Below are 14,597 nucleotides of genomic sequence, written 5' to 3'. Positions count from 1 at the left end.
CGACAACGGATATCCGGGCGAGGGAGAGTCACCCCATGATCGTGCCCTTCTCCGTGAGCGACTTCTTGTACCGCGCTACGACCGTGTACGGCGACCGGACAGGCATCGTGGACGAGCCCCACCAACCTGCCGCATCGTGGGGCGAGATCACCTACGCGGAGGTGGGCGCGCGAGCCCGACGGATGGCGGCCAAGCTCGACGAGCTCGGCATCGGTTTCGGCGAGCGCGTGGCCATCGTCAGCCACAACAGCGCGCGGCTGCTCACGGCGTTCTGGGGCATTTCCGGCTACGGCCGCGTGCTGGTGCCGGTGAACTTCCGCCTCTCCCGCGACGAGGTCGCCTACATCGTCGAGCACTCGGGTGCCGAGGCGCTCTTCATCGATCCCGAGCTCGCCGACTCCCTCGACGGCCTCAAGGCGTCGGCGCACACGTTCGTCATCGGGTCGGACGACGAGCTGATGGTCGACGGGGAGGACGCCGACCCGCAGCCGTGGGAGCCCGACGAGAACGCCACCGCGACCATCAACTACACCTCCGGCACCACCGCGCGGCCCAAGGGCGTGCAGATGACCCATCGCAACATCTGGGTCGACGCCACCACCTTCGGTTGGCACACCGGGGTCAGCGACCGCGACGTCTACCTGCACACGCTGCCGATGTTCCACTGCAACGGCTGGGGAATGCCGTTCACGATGGCCGGGATGGGCGTGCCCCAGGTGGTGCTGCGCAAGGTCGACGGCAACGAGATCCTGCGCCGGGTCGAGAAGCATGGCGTGACGCTGATGTGCGGGGCGCCTGCCGTGGTGGCGGCCATCCTCGACGCCGCCCAGACCTGGGACGGCGAGATCCCCGGTCGCGACCGGACGCGCATCGTGGTGGCCGGCGCTCCGCCTCCGACCCGCACCATCCAGCGCGTCGAGGAGGAGCTGGGCTGGGAGTTCCTCCAGATCTACGGCCTGACAGAGACCTCGCCCCTGCTCACCGTCAACCGCTCCCGCCAGGAGTGGGACGACCTGCCGGCCGCCGACCGGGCCGCGAGGCTCGGCCGGGCCGGGACGCCCGCTGTCGGCGTACGCCTGCGCATCGACGACGAGGGCGAGGTGCTGGCGCGGTCCAACGTGGTGCTCGCGGGATACTGGGAGAACCCGGAGGAGACCGCCCGCGTCCTCGACGGCGGCTGGTTCCACACCGGCGACGGAGGCACCTTCACCGACGGCTACCTGACCATCTCCGATCGCAAGAAGGACGTCATCATCACCGGGGGCGAGAACGTCTCCTCGATCGAGGTCGAGGACGCGATCTTCTCCCACCCAGACGTCGCCGAGGTCGCCGTCATCGGCGTTCCCGACGAGAAGTGGGGCGAGACGATCAAGGCCTTGGTGGTCAAGGCAGAGGGCTCGCCCCTCACCGAGCAGGAGCTGATCGACTACGTGAAGGGCAAGGTCGCCCGCTACAAGGCCCCGTCGTCGGTCGAGTTCCGCGAGGTGCTGGACCGCACGGCGACCGGCAAGCTGCAGAAGTTCAAGCTGCGCGCGCCGTACTGGGAGGGGCGCGACCGGCAGGTGAACTAGGCCAATCCGGTGGTCGAGCGTCGCTCGGTGGTCGACCACCGACCCCGGCTCGGCCACCGGCTCGGCGCCGGGCGGTTAGCCTCTGCCCATGCCGACGCTGATGGAGGTCGTCGACCTGCTGCACGGGTGGTACCCGCCCGAATCGGCCGACGAGTGGGACGCCGTCGGCCTGGTGTACGGCGACCCTGCCCAGCCCGTGCGCAAGGTGCTGTTCGCCGTGGACTCGACCATCGAGGTGGCGCGGGAGGCGGCTGAGTGGGGCGCGGACCTGCTGGTGACCCATCACCCGCTGTTCTTGCGGGGGGTGCACGGGTTCGCCGAGACGACGCCCAAGGGCCGCACGCTCGGCACCTTGGCACGGGCGGGCTGCGCGCTGCTGACCGCCCACACCAACGCCGACGGCTCGGTCGGCGGAGTCAGTGAGTCCCTCGCGGTCGCCCTCGGGCTGGGTGACCTGCGTCCGCTGCGCGCCGAGGGCCAGCCCCTCGACAAGCTGACCGTCTACGTCCCGCTCGCAGATGCCGACCGGGTCCGAGGTGCGCTGGCCGAGGGTGGAGCCGGTGTGATCGGGTCCTACGAGTCGGCGTCGTTCAGCTCACCGGGGGAGGGGAGGTTCCGTCCGGCCCAGGGAGCGAACCCCACCATCGGCGAAGTGGGCCGGCTCGAGGTGGTCGGCGAGGAGCGCATCGAGGTCGTGCTCGACCGTCGACGACGCGAGCACGTCGTACGCGCGATGCTTGCTGTGCATCCCTACGAGACGCCTGCCTGGGACGTCGTCGAGCTCGCGGATGCCGGCACCTCGGCGACCGGCGCAGGGCGGGTGGGCGACGTGGACCCGACGACTCTGCGGGCGTTCGTCGAGCACGTCACGCGCACCTTGCCCCCGACGCCTCGCGGGGTGCTCGCCGCTGGCGACGCCGACCGTGCCGTTCGTCGGGTGGCCGTCGCGGGCGGAGCAGGGGACTTCCTCCTCGGTGACGCGATCGGTGCGGGCGTCGACGTCTTCGTGACCAGCGACCTGCGGCACCACCCGGCGACCGAGTTCGTCGAGAAGGGCGGTCCGGCTCTGGTGGATGTCTCCCACTGGGCCGCCGAGTGGACCTGGCTTCCCCACGTCTCGGCGAGGCTGGTGGCGGCCCTGGATACGGTGGAGGCTCGCGTCAGCACGCTGTGCACCGACGCCTGGACCTTTCGCGCCTGACCAAGGAGCTCACCCTGAAAGCCGACCCCGCGGCCCAGCTGATCCTGCTCGACCTCCAGGAGCTCGACGCCCGCGCCGACCAGCTGCGCCACCAGCGCGGGACCCTGCCTGAGCACGACGACCTCGCAGCATTGACGATGACCCGCAAGGACCTGCGCGACCAGGAGCGCGACGCCCGCATCGTCGTCGACGACCTGACCGCCGAGCAGACCAAGGTCGACGCCGACGTGGAGCAGGTCAAAGTGCGCCGCGACCGCGACCGCACCCGCATCGAGCAGGGCCTGATCACCAACCCCCGCGACCTTGAGCGGATGCAGCAGGAGATGGCCTCCCTCGAGCGCCGCATCACCAGTCTCGAGGACGAGGAGCTGGAGGTGATGGCCCGCCTCGAGGACGCCCAGCGGACCCTCGACGACCTCGCCTCCCAGCTCGCCGGCGCCGACGCCCGCAACGCCAGGCTCGAGCAGGCGCGCGACGCCAAGTTCGCCGAGATCGACGCCGAGCTCGCCGAGGTGGCGGCGCGTCGGGGCCCGGTCGCCGAGGGTGTTCCCGCGGACCTGCTCGCGCTGTACGACCGGCTGCGGGCCGCCAAGAACGGCGTCGGCGCCGCCGCGTTGCGTGCTCGGCAGTGCAGCGGCTGCATGCTCAGCCTCGACAACGCCGAGATCGTCAAGATCCGCGGCGCCGCTGAGGACGAGGTGCTGCGCTGCGAGGAGTGCCAGCGGATCCTGGTGCGCACGGAGGACTCAGGGTTGTGACACGGCGGGTCGTCATCGAGGCCGACGGCGGCTCGCGCGGCAACCCCGGCCCGGCGGCGTACGGCGCCGTGCTCAAGGACGCGGACACCGGCGAGGTGATCGCCGAGGACGGCACGGCGATCGGGGTGGCCAGCAACAACGTGGCCGAGTACAGCGGGCTCATCGCCGGACTCAAGATGGCGGCCGACCTCGCGCCGGATGCCGACATCGAGGTGCGGATGGACTCCAGGCTCGTCGTCGAGCAGATGTCGGGCACCTGGAAGATCAAGCATCCCGACATGAAGCCGCTCGCGATCGAGGCCAACCGGCTGGCGCCGTTCGGCACTACCTATACCTGGATTCCTCGCGAACAGAACAAGCACGCCGACCGACTTGTCAACGAGGCCCTCGACGGCTTGCGCAGCGGCGTCACCGTCGCGGTCCAGGAGCAGGGCCTGCCGCCCACCGAGGCCGAGGATGCCGGGCCCGAGGAGACCGAGCCGAGCTGGCTGGCTTGGCGGCGTCAGGTGCCGACGACGCTGGTGCTGGTGCGCCACGGCGTCACGGCCCACACCAGGGAGCGGAGGTTCTCCGGCGGCCTGGCCAGCAGCAACCCGGGCCTGAGCGAGGAAGGTCGCGAGCAGATCCGCATGACAGCCGACTGGCTGGCCTCGATCAGCGATCGTGTCGATGCCGTGGTGGCATCGCCCGTGCGCCGTGCCCACGAGTCCGCGGAGATCCTCGCCGAGCACCTCGGGGTGTCGATCGAGGAGGAGCCCGGGTTCGCCGAGATGGAGTTCGGGACCTGGGACGGCATGACCTTCGACGAGGTCGCGGCCATGGACCGGGCGGCCGTCGAGCGCTGGCTCGGCTCTCTGGAGGAGCGACCGGGCGGTGGTGAGTCCCTGGTGATGGTGCAACAGCGCGTGCTCGCCGCGCTCGAGCGGGTGCTGTCCCGCCACGTCGGTCGCACCGTGGTGATCGCGAGCCACGTGACCCCGATCAAGGTGGTCGTCGCGGAGGCGTTGCAGGTGCCTGTGGAGACGCAGTTCCGGATGGAGCTGCGGCCGGCATCGGTCTCGGTCGTCACCTTCTTCACCCCACCCGAGGGGGAGACCCTGCCGGGCGCGACCCAGCGCTACGCCTCCCTGCGCCAGCTCAACATGCTGGCACCGGGCGTCGACCTGTTCGACGACGAGACCCGCTGGTAGCCCTCAGACGGCACTGACCACGACGTCGAGCTGCGTCCCGTACCTTCCGGGGTCACCCACCTCAACGGTCCAGCCGAGTCGCTCCAGGGTCGCCACCAGCGCCGTGACGGATCGCGGGTTGGCACCGTCGAGAAGAAGGTCGCGCACGAGCCGTCCCTTGGTCGCCTTGTTGAAGTGGCTCACCACCGTGCGCCTACCGCCGCTCTCGTGCAGGACCCGGACCGTCGCCACGCGCCTGGCCAGGTCGGGCTGCGGACGCCAGAACCCTGCGTACGTCGTCGAGCGGAGGTCCACGACCAGCCCTCCGGCCGCGCCCGGGACGACGTCATCGAGGGCGCTTCGCCATACGGCGGCCACGGGTCCCACGCCGGGCAGCGACACGTCGCCCGAGAGCCGGTAGGCAGGGATGCGATCGGTGGGCCGGACCAGCCCGAACAGCGAGGAGACCACGGCGACCCGGCTGGTGGCCCGTCGGCGCGCGTCCGGCGGCAGACCGGGCAGGCCGAGCGCGTCGTAGAGCACGCCGGAGTAGACGCGGTCAGCCCGCGCCGTCGCTGCCTGCGGGAGGGTGGCGTTGCGCGCCACCAGGTCGGCGAGTCCCGGCGGCAACCCCAACACGTTGCGGGCGTGCTCGGCGTCTGCCTGGCACAGCTCGACGAGCGCGTCGAGCACCTTGCGTCGCGCTGAGGTCAGCTCCGGGAACGACAGGGAGTCCAGGTCGAGAGGCTTCCCGCGCCCGGCTGCCGTCTTGCCCTCACTCGGCGGCAGCAAGATGAGCACCGCGACAGGCTAGTGGGCGCTCCCCGGGCTCGCGCACCGCGCTGGCTAGGGTGAACCGCATGGCTGCCAGCCGCGTCGTCCACGTGACCAGCGCCGACGACGGGGTCGCCGCGCACGAGCTGCGCGACGGCATCGCGCGGATCCAGGCCGAGCTGGAGGTGACCCCGGAGTTCCCGGCCGAGGTGATGGCAGCCGCCGAGGCAGCCGTCGCCGCACCCCGGCTGCCCGACCTCGATCGCACCGACATCCCGCTGGTCACCATCGACCCGCCGAGCTCGATGGACCTCGACCAGGCGATGCACATCGTGCGTGACCCTGACAACGCCGACGGCTACGTCGTCTATTACGCCATCGCCGACCTGGCCGCGTTCATCAGCCCGGGCGACCCGATCGACGAAGAGGCCCACAAGCGCGGCATGACGCTCTACGGCGCCGACCAGAAGGTGCCGCTGCACCCGACGACGATCTCCGAGGGCGCCGCCTCGCTCCTGCCCGACCAGGTCTCGCCCGCACTGTTGTGGACGATCAAGGTCGACGAGACGGGCGAGGGCACCGACGTCACCGTCGAGCGGGCGCGCGTGCGGTCCACGGCCAAGCTCAGCTACGAGGGTGTCCAACAAGCCATCGACGACGGCTCGGCCGACGAGCCGCTGCTCCTCCTCAAGGAGGTCGGCGAGCTCCGGCTGACCCGCGAGGCGGCTCGTGGCGGTGTGTCGCTGCCGCTGCCGGAGCAGCAGGTCACCGTCGAGGGTGAGCAGTGGCGCCTGGAGTTCCGGGCACAGATCCCGACCGAGCAGTGGAACGCGCAGATCTCGCTGCTCACGGGCATGGCCGCGGCCTCCCTGATGGTCTACGGCCGCGTCGGGCTGCTCCGGACCCTGCCGCCCGCCGACCCGCGCGACGTGCAACGGCTGCACCGCACCGCTCGGGCGCTCGGCATCGACTGGCCGGCCGAGATGCTCTACCCCGACTTCGTGCGCTCGCTCGACCCGACCAAGCCGGCTCACGCGGCCATGGTCACGGCGTGCACGAGGCTGCTGCGCGGCAGCGGGTACGTCGGGTTCGTCGGCGAGGTGCCCGACCAGCCGGAGCACTCCGCCCTGGCCTCCGAGTACGCCCACGTGACGGCGCCCCTGCGCCGGCTCGGCGACCGCTACGCCGGTGAGATCTGCCTGGCACTGTGCGCTGGCGAGGAGGTGCCCGGGTGGGTGCTCGACCGCCTCCACGACCTGCCGTCGACCCTGCAGCGTGCCGACCAGCTCTCCCATCGCTACGAGGGAGCGATCATCGACCTCGTCGAGGCCGGCGTGCTGCGACCGAGGGTGGGGGAGCGGTTCGACGGCGTTGTCGTCGAGGTGGATGACAAGGACGACAAGCGCGGCACCATCACCGTCCACGACCCTGCTGTCGAGGCGCCGGTCGTCGCTGCCGGGGCGCTCCCGCTCGGCAACGAGGTCTCGGCCACTCTCACCAGTGCCGACCCGCTGAAGCGCAGCGTGACGTTCACTCTCGACGTCTGAGGCACCGGTTCGGCGATTCGCCCGCGCGGAGCGGGCGATCGGCGTACAAACGTGGTGTGGATACCGCCACCCGGACCCCCACCCACACCCCCACCCGCTCCTGGGACATCGCGCCGCTGCTGCTTGCCGGCGTGGTGGTCGGCCTGATCGGACCCTTGCTGGCCGGAGCGGGCAACGGCTTGGCCGCCCTGCTGAGCCTCGCTGGTCTGGTCCTGATGGTGACCGGCCTGGTCCGCTGGACGCGTCGACCGCAGCGTTCCCGAGCGGTCTGAGCCGTCCGAAGCCCGAGCCGGCTTCCCAAAACCCGTGAGCTCAGGGCACTATTGAACAGCCGTTCAGTCGAAGGCGAGTTCAGGGAGACGCGATGACCAGCCAGCTGCTCGTGCGGTCGATGACCGTCGAGTCCGAGGGCGTGCTCTCGGTCGAGCTCGTCGACCCGGACGGCCGCGAGCTGCCGGCGTGGGAGCCGGGCGCCCATCTCGACCTGAAGCTCACCGACCAGCTGAGCCGCCAGTACTCGCTGTCAGGTGACCCGGCCGACCGGCACCGCTACCGGGTCGGGGTACTGCGCGAGGTCGCCGGCCGCGGCGGGTCGGCGTATGTCCACGACGTACTGCGGCCGGGCCAGTTGGTCGGCTTCACCGGTCCGCGCAACCACTTCCGCCTCGAGCCGGCCGGACGCTATGTATTCATCGCCGGCGGCATCGGCATCACGCCGATCCTGCCGATGATCGCCCGGGTCGAGGCCCAGGGAGTTCCCTGGAGCCTGCTCTACGGCGGACGCACGGCTGCCTCGATGGCCTTCACCAGTGAGCTGGCCGCCTACGGTGACCGTGTCACCGTGCACCCGCAGGATGCACACGGACTCCTCGATCTCGACGCGTTGCTCGGCACATCTCGGATCGACACGCTCGTGTACTGCTGTGGCCCCGAGCCGCTGCTGCGAGCAGTCGAGGAGCGGACGGCGAGCTGGCCGGCCGACGCGCTGCACCTCGAGCGCTTCGCTGCTCCTGAGCCCCCCGCTCGCGACCCTGCCGGCGAGCACGAGGTCGAGGTCGTGCTCGCGGAGTCCGGCATCACCCTCACCGTCGGACCCGACACCTCGATCCTCCAGGCGATCCTCGACGCGGGCATCGACCACGACCACGACTGCACCGAGGGCATCTGCGGCACCTGCGAGACCAAGGTCATCGACGGCGAGGTCGACCACCGCGACTACGTGCTGACCCAGCGCGAGAAGGACGCCGGCGACTGCATGATGGTCTGCGTCTCACGCGCGTGCGGCAAGCGTCTGGTGCTCGGCCTGTAGCCGCAGTAGCGTCCCGTCATGTCGAGCGTCCTCAGCGGCGCGCACCTCGGGCTCAGCGCGTCCCGAATCCTGATGGTCATCTGCCTCGTGCTGGCCGGCTTCGCCGTCGGGGCCGTGCCGGAGGCGACAGCGTCGGTGGCATCGAACGCGGATGCGCTGAAGGTCGGCCCCATCCGAGTCGGATCGAACTTCCTGCTCGAGTCGTGCGCCAACGACAGCAACACCGTCGACCAGGGCGGTTGCGACGAGGACTCCCGATCCAACCTCGGCGGGTACTCCGGCGCGACGAACGCCACTGACGGCACCAAGCACTCAGCCGCCCACCTCACCGTCTCCGTGGTCCCGATCCCGGCGGGCCTGCTCGTGACGGCCAAGGGATCCGGGGGGATCTCCTCGAGCGCCGGCACCAACTCCGGCTCCGCAGACACCCAGACCGACTTCAGCATCGACATCGCGGTGGGCGACGAGCCGGTCGGCGTCGCGGTGAGCGGCACCATCGACGTCTCGGGTGGCCCCTGCACCAGCTCGCCGGCGACGGTGGACGTGACGATCGGCGACGGGTCGACGACGAGCGCGACCTGTCCAGGCGGTGGGCAGACAGTCAGTGCGCAGTACGTCGCCGGGGCCGGCACCACGATCACCGTCGGGGCCCAGGGGCATGTCGAGCTGTTCGACCAGGCGGCGACGGCCAGTGTCTCGTTCGACCTCGAGTTCGCGCTGGGCTGCACCCACGCGGGCACCAACGGTCCCGATGTCCTCACCGGCACACCGGGAGATGACACGCTGTGCGGCTTCGATGGCGACGACACCCTGCGAGGGCTCGGCGGCAACGACTTCCTGCTCGGCGCCGAGGGGGAGGACGTGCTGCTGGGTGGCCCGGGCGACGACAACCTCGACGCCGGCCCCGGCGCCGAGGCCGATCTGGTGTTCGGCGGCCCGGGCGACGACCTGCTGTTCGAGGGCGCCTGGATGTTCGGCGGCAGCGGCAACGACACGTTGCAGGGTGGGGCGAGAGGTGCGCTGATGTACGGCTGTGGCGGCGCGGATGGCATGTTCGGCGAGGGGGGCGACGACTATCTGGCGGTCTACCAGGCCCCCGGCGTCTCGGACCAGGACGTCCTCGACGCCCTCGGGATCACCGGCACGCCTCTCGACGTGGCCTGCAAGTCCTCGCCTCAGCCCGACGGCAAGGACACGATCACCGGCGACGGCGGTGACGACCACATCTTCGGCGGTGGCGGACGCGACAAGATCAACGGCGGCGCTGCGATCGACACGATCCACGGCCAGGGCGACCGCGACACGATCACGGGTGGCAGGGGCAGGGACAAGCTCTTCGGCGACGGTGACAACGACACGATCCTCGCCAAGGACACGGTGCGGGACCTGGTCCGCGGTGGTCCCGGGTTCGACAGGGCCAAGCGCGACAGGGGCAAGGACGACGTCGCCGGGATCGAGGCCTTCATCTGAGGCGCGAGCAGCCTGCTGAGGCTCACGGTTCGCCGGCGAGCCTCTGGAGCCGAGCATCCAGCCGGTCGGCCCGGTGGCTGTTTCCGGTCAGGCGTACGTAGCGCTCCCCGAAGATGGCGAGAAGCGCGTCGTCGAGTCGCCGTACCGCGCCGGCAGGGTACGTGTAGCCCATGCGTCGGTGGATCTCGTCGCCGTCCACGGAGTCCAGCAGGACGTCGAGCTCGTCGAGCGAGGTGATGCCGAGCTCCAGCAGCAGCCCTGCGATCCAGGTGTAGTGGTCGGTGCGCGACCAGCGGGCCTCGGCGTACTTGCTCGTCAGGTAGGTCGTCAGCTCCTGGGTCCCGACGCGTGGGTCGCGTGGGTCGGGCTCAGGATGCGGGCCCGCCGAGGTGGCCTGGAGGCGGTCTCGGATCGCGCTGAACTCGCGGTCGGCGAGCTCGAGCAGCCCGGCGGCCAGGGTGAACCGGCGATCGAGATCGGCGGAGTGCTCCATCGGGATCGTGCCCTTGTAGCGGATGTCGTGCTCGAACTCGGCCCAGGCGTGCTGGAGGACCGTGCGCAGCTGGACCGACGCGCGATGCCCTGACAGGTGCTCGTACGGCGACGGAGGACGGCTCGTCGTGACGACCAGGTGTCGACTGGCGTAGCCCCAGCGACCCTCGTCTGCCGTCTCCTGGCCGAGGTCCCGGTCGTCGAGGACGTCGAACTGGTCGGACAGGAGCTGGGCCGCCGCCTCGACGTCGCCGCGCAGATAGGTGATGACGCGAAGGCCGATCTGGTCGGTGATGTCCTCGAGCGGATCGGCGTACACCGGTGCGCCGTCCACGGTACGGGTGGCCTTCCCCGCGAACGACACCACGCTCTTGGCGCGACCGGTGATGCTCAGGTAGTTGATCCCGGCATCGTCGAGGACCGAGGTCACCAGCTCGACGTAGCCGTCCGTGGCCACTCGAAGCTCAGGCAGCTTCGCTGCGTAGGTCCGGATGGCCTGCCGCACATCTGCTTCGCTCACCGCGTTCGAGCAGCCTCGCGGTCCACCGATGCGTAGACGTGGGGCATCGAGAGCAGCGAGCGACGTAGCCGGATCTGCTGGAGCACCTCACGCGGGACCGGCCAGGCCAGACTGTCGAGCGCCTCGGCGTAGGCGACGAGGGCGTCGAGGGTCGTCATCCTCAAGTTGGCCAGCTCGACGGCGCTCACGCCGTTGCGACCTTGCAGCATCCGCTCGTGGTCGCGCGCGACGACGACTGTGTCGAGCAGCGAGTCGAGTCCCAGCCGGCACTCGAGACCACTGCGGGCCTCTAGTCCTTGCTTGTGCATGTAGGCCTCTCCGCCGTCGGCCGTGGGCAGCCCGCGCGGTGGCCCAGATCAGCGACTGGGGGTCACGCTACCGCGTGCCTGCGCGCCCGGCTTTCGCCTTGCTCACCCTCATGTGCCAGACTTGGGGTGTCGGCTCGATCCGTTCCTGTCTCGAGTTCGATGATTCTGTGTCCTTGGCTGTTCGGCTGTGGCATCGATTCCCAACCGCGCAGGACACCCATTCACCGGCTGGAGCACTTCATGGGCAAGTCCGCCCACGGTCGCCCTTCCGGCGACCAAACGCTCTGAGAGGAGCACCGCCATGGCACAAGGAACCGTGAAATGGTTCAACGGCGAGAAGGGCTTCGGCTTCATCGCACAGGCCGAAGGCCCCGACGTCTTCGTCCACTACTCCGAGATCCAGGGGACGGGGTTCAAGAACCTCGAGGAGAACCAGGCCGTCGAGTTCGACGTGGCCCAGGGCCCCAAGGGCCCGCAGGCGACCAACGTTCGCCCGCTCTGACCTGATCCGCTAGACGGCCCGCCGAGGTTCACCTCGGCGGGCCGTTTGCCATTTCGGTGCACGGCGATCGGCACCACCCCCCGTTGGTTGAGGAAGGCGCGCTAGCGCCTGTCTCGAAACCCCGCGAGTGAACCGCCGACGTCGCGGTCACCGGGTTTCGAGACGGTTGCTAGCGCAACCTCCTCAACCAGCGACACGAGGCCCGGCTTGCTACCCACTCAGCGCGGGGTCCAGCCCCGGGTGCCGAGGAGGGTGGCGGGGTTCTTGCCCGGCGGGTTCAGGGAGTAGGTACGCAGCTGCGACCACTCGAACATCTCCTGGACCGCCGCGAGCGAGGCCGGCTCGAGACGCTCGAACGCTTGCACAGCAACCAGCAGTGGCCGCCCCACCTTGCCCTCGATGTGCTCCACGATCTCGGCCACGGGTGGTGTGGTGCGGCCGAAGTCCAACCCGGTCGTGGGGTCGAAGCCGTGCCCCCATGGGGGGCCTACGAAGACGACCGCGAGGCCCTCCTCCGGCGCTTCGAAGTCGGCCAGCGCCTCGGTGTAGCTGCCGTTGCGCAGGTCGACCCGGCAGCCGACCAGGTCGAGGTTGTGAGACGTGTGCTCCCAGATCACCGGATCGACCTCCACGCCGACCGCAGCCGCGTCGGGCATCGCCTGGTGCATCCAAAACAGCGTGTTCGCCGAGCCGGCGAAGGGGTCGAGGACCAGCGTCGTGGCAACCGGCGCCGTTGCTGAGACCTCGGCGATGTCAGCAGCGATGAGCCTGGACAGGCTGTCGCGTGTGCACTCCACGGTCGTGCGGCCCAGCAGCCGGACGCCTCGCGCGTACCAGGCCTCGGGGGTCATGTCGTACAGCGAGATCGCGTCCGGGTCCCCGAACACCGTCGCCCCGTAGCGGCGTACCTGGTCGAGGTCGAGCACCGCCTCGCGCAACGGCCCGAAGAGCACGTGGTCGCGATCGAAGACTGCCGAGTCGTCCTGTTCCCCCGTATGCACGGAGTCATCCTGACCTACAAGAGCCCAGAACTACCCCGTCAGGTGGTCTGGACGAGCCCCTCGGTGTGGACACTGCGAGCACGGCAGGCCCTCGGGGCCGCACTCAGGTCTGGAGGTGAAGGCGTGACCGGCACGAGCTCAGTAGGAGCGAAACGGCATGGCACTCACCGTGAGCACGCGCTGCGCCGGCGACCCCGTCCGGGCCGCCAGGGTGAGGGTCGCGCCGGCGGCGGTGAAGCTCTGCTCGGCACGGACGAGCATGCCGATGGCCACGCTGGGCAGATAGGTGACACCGGTCAGGTCGACCTCGAGACTGGTGCGGTAATCGTTGCTGCACTGCTCGATCGTCAACCGGAGGGTTTCGGTCGAGCCCGCATCGACATCTCCACTCACAGCAAGGACCGCGGTGTGCTCGTCGTACGACGATGTCAGCGGAAGGTCAGGCACGGCAGAAAACCTACCGTGAGGAGTGCGCATGAACACCGTCATCGCGGGTGATGAGCTGGAGTACGTCACCTCGGTGCAGAGCGTCATCCAGGTCTCAGGGGTGCCTGTGTTGCCGTCGGTCGACCTGAACGCCAGCTACTGCGTGCCCCAAGACGCCACCGAGCCGGGCGGCAGCTGGTTCGACGTCGTGGTGCTCCCCGACGACCGGGTCGCCCTGGTGGTGGGGGAGGCTCCGGGCATCGGCCTGGCGGCCGCGACCCTCGCAGGCGAGGTGCGCGCGGTGCTGCACTCCTCGTTGCGTCGAGACGCCGGTCTCGTCGACGCCCTGCACCTCGCCGACGCCTACGCCGACGACGTGGGTGGAGCGCGCGGTACCTCGGTACTCCTGGCGATCCTCGACCCCGCCCGCGCCGCGGTCACCTACGCGACTGCTGGCCACGCCGGACCCCTGCTGCTGCCCGCGCACGGGTCGGCGATCCAGCTGGATGGGACAGGGGGAGGGGTCCTGGGCACAGGAACAGGCACGGGCTACGCGCCCGAGACGCGCACCATATCGCCCGGAGACCTGGTCCTCCTGGCCAGCGCGGCCGCCCACCGGTCGGCGGCCCTGACGATGCTGGATCTCCTCGGCGAGGCCGCCGAGATGGCCTTTGAGGACCTCACCGTCCTTGCGGACGCGAGCCTGGCCCGACTGGGTGCCGGTGACTCGCTCTGCCTCCTGGCGGGGCGGTTGAGGGACGCCCCTCACCGCGAGCTGCGCATGAGGCTGCACCTGGACCGCGAGCCCGTGCGCTCGGCTCGCGAGGAGCTGGGCGGCTGGCTGGAAGGACTGCGTGCATCGTCCATGGACCACATGGCCCTCACTCACGCCGCCGCGGAGCTGGTGACCAACGCGGTCGACCACGGCGGGAGTGACGAGGACCGCCACCTCGAGCTGCACGGGCGCCTGGGCACCGACGGCGTGCTCCGCGTCGAGGTCCTCGACCACGGAACGTGGCGGCCGCCGTCCGAGGACCTCAGTCGAGGGCGCGGTCTGGCCATGGCGGCCGGACTGGTCGACCACCTGGGGGTGGCCACCGGTCCGTTCGGGACCCGGGCGCTCCTGCAGCATCGGATGATCCGCCCCGTGGCCATCGAGACGACGGCGGGCTCCGGACGCTCCGACGAGCGACCAGCACCCGTCGAGGTCGAGTACACGCGTCCGCACATCATCGAGTTGCGTGGCACCTTCGGGCATGACGACGTCGAGCGGGTCGCGGCCGAGATCCTGGTGGCCAACCGCGGTGGAACCATCGACTTGTGCCTCGACCTGACAGCACTCACCGAGCTCAGCACCAGCGGGGCGCGGCTGCTGGTCGACCTCACCTCCGTCAACCGCTCGATCGGGATGTTCGCGGCCTCCATCGACATCGTGGCCCGGGCGGGCTCGATGACCCAGCACACCCTCGCCGTCACCGGCATCCCCCACCGTGTCGAGTGAGGAGGGGCTGCCGCCTCGGGGCAGGCTCGCCATTGCGCCGGATGCAGC

The 14,597-nt window shown here is 70.2% G+C and carries 15 protein-coding genes; 10 read left to right on the top strand and 5 right to left on the bottom strand.

Annotated features, from left to right (window positions below; translation table 11 throughout):
* Positions 1 to 35 precede the first annotated feature (35 nt).
* The 4 genes from ISU10_RS03810 (at position 36) to ISU10_RS03795 (ending at position 4,720) form a co-directional block, all read left to right on the top strand.
* Positions 36 to 1,571, top strand: coding sequence for an AMP-binding protein (locus tag ISU10_RS03810; RefSeq protein WP_194695036.1), 1,536 nt, complete (start codon positions 36 to 38; stop codon positions 1,569 to 1,571).
* 88 nt (positions 1,572 to 1,659) lie between these two features.
* On the top strand, positions 1,660 to 2,772 hold the full coding sequence (locus ISU10_RS03805) for a Nif3-like dinuclear metal center hexameric protein (RefSeq protein WP_194695035.1): 1,113 nt from the start codon (positions 1,660 to 1,662) through the stop codon (positions 2,770 to 2,772).
* On the top strand, positions 2,742 to 3,530 hold the full coding sequence (locus tag ISU10_RS03800; protein WP_370864694.1) for a zinc ribbon domain-containing protein: 789 nt from the start codon (positions 2,742 to 2,744) through the stop codon (positions 3,528 to 3,530). The genes ISU10_RS03805 and ISU10_RS03800 overlap by 31 nt, the downstream gene beginning before the upstream one ends.
* Positions 3,527 to 4,720: a bifunctional RNase H/acid phosphatase gene (locus tag ISU10_RS03795; protein WP_194695034.1), complete on the top strand. Its 1,194-nt coding sequence runs from the start codon at positions 3,527 to 3,529 to the stop codon at positions 4,718 to 4,720. The genes ISU10_RS03800 and ISU10_RS03795 overlap by 4 nt, the downstream gene beginning before the upstream one ends.
* 3 nt (positions 4,721 to 4,723) lie before the next feature.
* Here ISU10_RS03795 and yaaA read toward each other — a convergent pair whose 3' ends face one another.
* Positions 4,724 to 5,500: a peroxide stress protein YaaA gene (yaaA, locus tag ISU10_RS03790; RefSeq protein WP_194695033.1), complete on the bottom strand. Its 777-nt coding sequence runs from the start codon at positions 5,498 to 5,500 to the stop codon at positions 4,724 to 4,726.
* A 59-nt stretch (positions 5,501 to 5,559) separates the two neighbouring features.
* Here yaaA and ISU10_RS03785 point away from each other — a divergent pair, with 59 nt between their 5' ends.
* From ISU10_RS03785 to ISU10_RS03770, 4 genes are all read left to right on the top strand, one after another.
* Entirely contained in the window at positions 5,560 to 7,020 is a 1,461-nt protein-coding gene (locus tag ISU10_RS03785) for an RNB domain-containing ribonuclease (RefSeq protein WP_194695032.1), read from the top strand.
* Positions 7,021 to 7,076: 56 nt separating this feature from the next.
* Complete coding sequence (locus ISU10_RS03780; RefSeq protein ID WP_194695031.1) at positions 7,077 to 7,292, top strand: hypothetical protein; 216 nt, start codon at positions 7,077 to 7,079, stop codon at positions 7,290 to 7,292.
* A gap of 92 nt (positions 7,293 to 7,384) precedes the next feature.
* Entirely contained in the window at positions 7,385 to 8,329 is a 945-nt protein-coding gene (locus tag ISU10_RS03775) for a PDR/VanB family oxidoreductase (RefSeq protein ID WP_194695030.1), read from the top strand.
* Between the two features lie 18 nt (positions 8,330 to 8,347).
* The gene (locus ISU10_RS03770) at positions 8,348 to 9,799 is read left to right on the top strand and encodes a calcium-binding protein (RefSeq protein WP_194695029.1); all 1,452 of its coding nucleotides are present in this window, start codon (positions 8,348 to 8,350) and stop codon (positions 9,797 to 9,799) included.
* A gap of 22 nt (positions 9,800 to 9,821) precedes the next feature.
* Here the strand turns inward: ISU10_RS03770 and ISU10_RS03765 are convergent, their stop codons facing one another.
* Together ISU10_RS03765 and ISU10_RS03760 are read right to left on the bottom strand one after the other, a co-directional pair.
* Positions 9,822 to 10,811 (bottom strand): GTP pyrophosphokinase, encoded by a 990-nt coding sequence (locus ISU10_RS03765; RefSeq protein WP_370864691.1) that lies wholly within the window; start codon positions 10,809 to 10,811, stop codon positions 9,822 to 9,824.
* Positions 10,808 to 11,119 (bottom strand): hypothetical protein, encoded by a 312-nt coding sequence (locus ISU10_RS03760; RefSeq protein WP_194695028.1) that lies wholly within the window; start codon positions 11,117 to 11,119, stop codon positions 10,808 to 10,810. Before ISU10_RS03760 ends, ISU10_RS03765 begins: the two co-directional genes overlap by 4 nt.
* Before the next feature lie 301 nt (positions 11,120 to 11,420).
* Between ISU10_RS03760 and ISU10_RS03755 the strand changes: the two genes are divergently transcribed.
* Complete coding sequence (locus ISU10_RS03755; RefSeq protein ID WP_194695027.1) at positions 11,421 to 11,621, top strand: cold-shock protein; 201 nt, start codon at positions 11,421 to 11,423, stop codon at positions 11,619 to 11,621.
* 218 nt (positions 11,622 to 11,839) lie between these two features.
* Here the strand turns inward: ISU10_RS03755 and ISU10_RS03750 are convergent, their stop codons facing one another.
* Both ISU10_RS03750 and ISU10_RS03745 read right to left on the bottom strand, forming a co-directional pair.
* Entirely contained in the window at positions 11,840 to 12,622 is a 783-nt protein-coding gene (locus ISU10_RS03750) for a class I SAM-dependent methyltransferase (RefSeq protein ID WP_194695026.1), read from the bottom strand.
* A 138-nt stretch (positions 12,623 to 12,760) separates the two neighbouring features.
* Entirely contained in the window at positions 12,761 to 13,069 is a 309-nt protein-coding gene (locus ISU10_RS03745) for an STAS domain-containing protein (protein ID WP_194695025.1), read from the bottom strand.
* A 28-nt stretch (positions 13,070 to 13,097) separates the two neighbouring features.
* Here ISU10_RS03745 and ISU10_RS03740 point away from each other — a divergent pair, with 28 nt between their 5' ends.
* Positions 13,098 to 14,549, top strand: a complete 1,452-nt coding sequence (locus ISU10_RS03740; protein ID WP_194695024.1) for an ATP-binding SpoIIE family protein phosphatase — start codon at positions 13,098 to 13,100, stop codon at positions 14,547 to 14,549.
* Positions 14,550 to 14,597 lie beyond the last annotated feature (48 nt).

Source organism: Nocardioides agariphilus (genome assembly GCF_015352445.1).
GTDB classification, from domain to species: Bacteria; Actinomycetota; Actinomycetes; order Propionibacteriales; family Nocardioidaceae; genus Nocardioides; species Nocardioides agariphilus.
The sequence above is the reverse complement of the archived record's forward strand: the minus strand, read 5'-3'. Positions and strand labels throughout refer to the sequence as shown.

Excerpts from the sequence above, each read along its gene's own strand:
- ISU10_RS03810 (WP_194695036.1), top strand. The coding sequence starts at position 36 with ATGATCGTGCCCTTCTCCGTGAGCGACTTCTTGTACCGCGCTACGACC.
- ISU10_RS03805 (WP_194695035.1), top strand. The coding sequence starts at position 1,660 with ATGCCGACGCTGATGGAGGTCGTCGACCTGCTGCACGGGTGGTACCCG.
- ISU10_RS03785 (WP_194695032.1), top strand. The coding sequence starts at position 5,560 with ATGGCTGCCAGCCGCGTCGTCCACGTGACCAGCGCCGACGACGGGGTC.
- ISU10_RS03775 (WP_194695030.1), top strand. The coding sequence starts at position 7,385 with ATGACCAGCCAGCTGCTCGTGCGGTCGATGACCGTCGAGTCCGAGGGC.
- ISU10_RS03770 (WP_194695029.1), top strand. The coding sequence starts at position 8,348 with ATGTCGAGCGTCCTCAGCGGCGCGCACCTCGGGCTCAGCGCGTCCCGA.
- ISU10_RS03760 (WP_194695028.1), bottom strand. The coding sequence starts at position 11,119 with ATGCACAAGCAAGGACTAGAGGCCCGCAGTGGTCTCGAGTGCCGGCTG.
- ISU10_RS03755 (WP_194695027.1), top strand. The coding sequence starts at position 11,421 with ATGGCACAAGGAACCGTGAAATGGTTCAACGGCGAGAAGGGCTTCGGC.
- ISU10_RS03740 (WP_194695024.1), top strand. The coding sequence starts at position 13,098 with ATGAACACCGTCATCGCGGGTGATGAGCTGGAGTACGTCACCTCGGTG.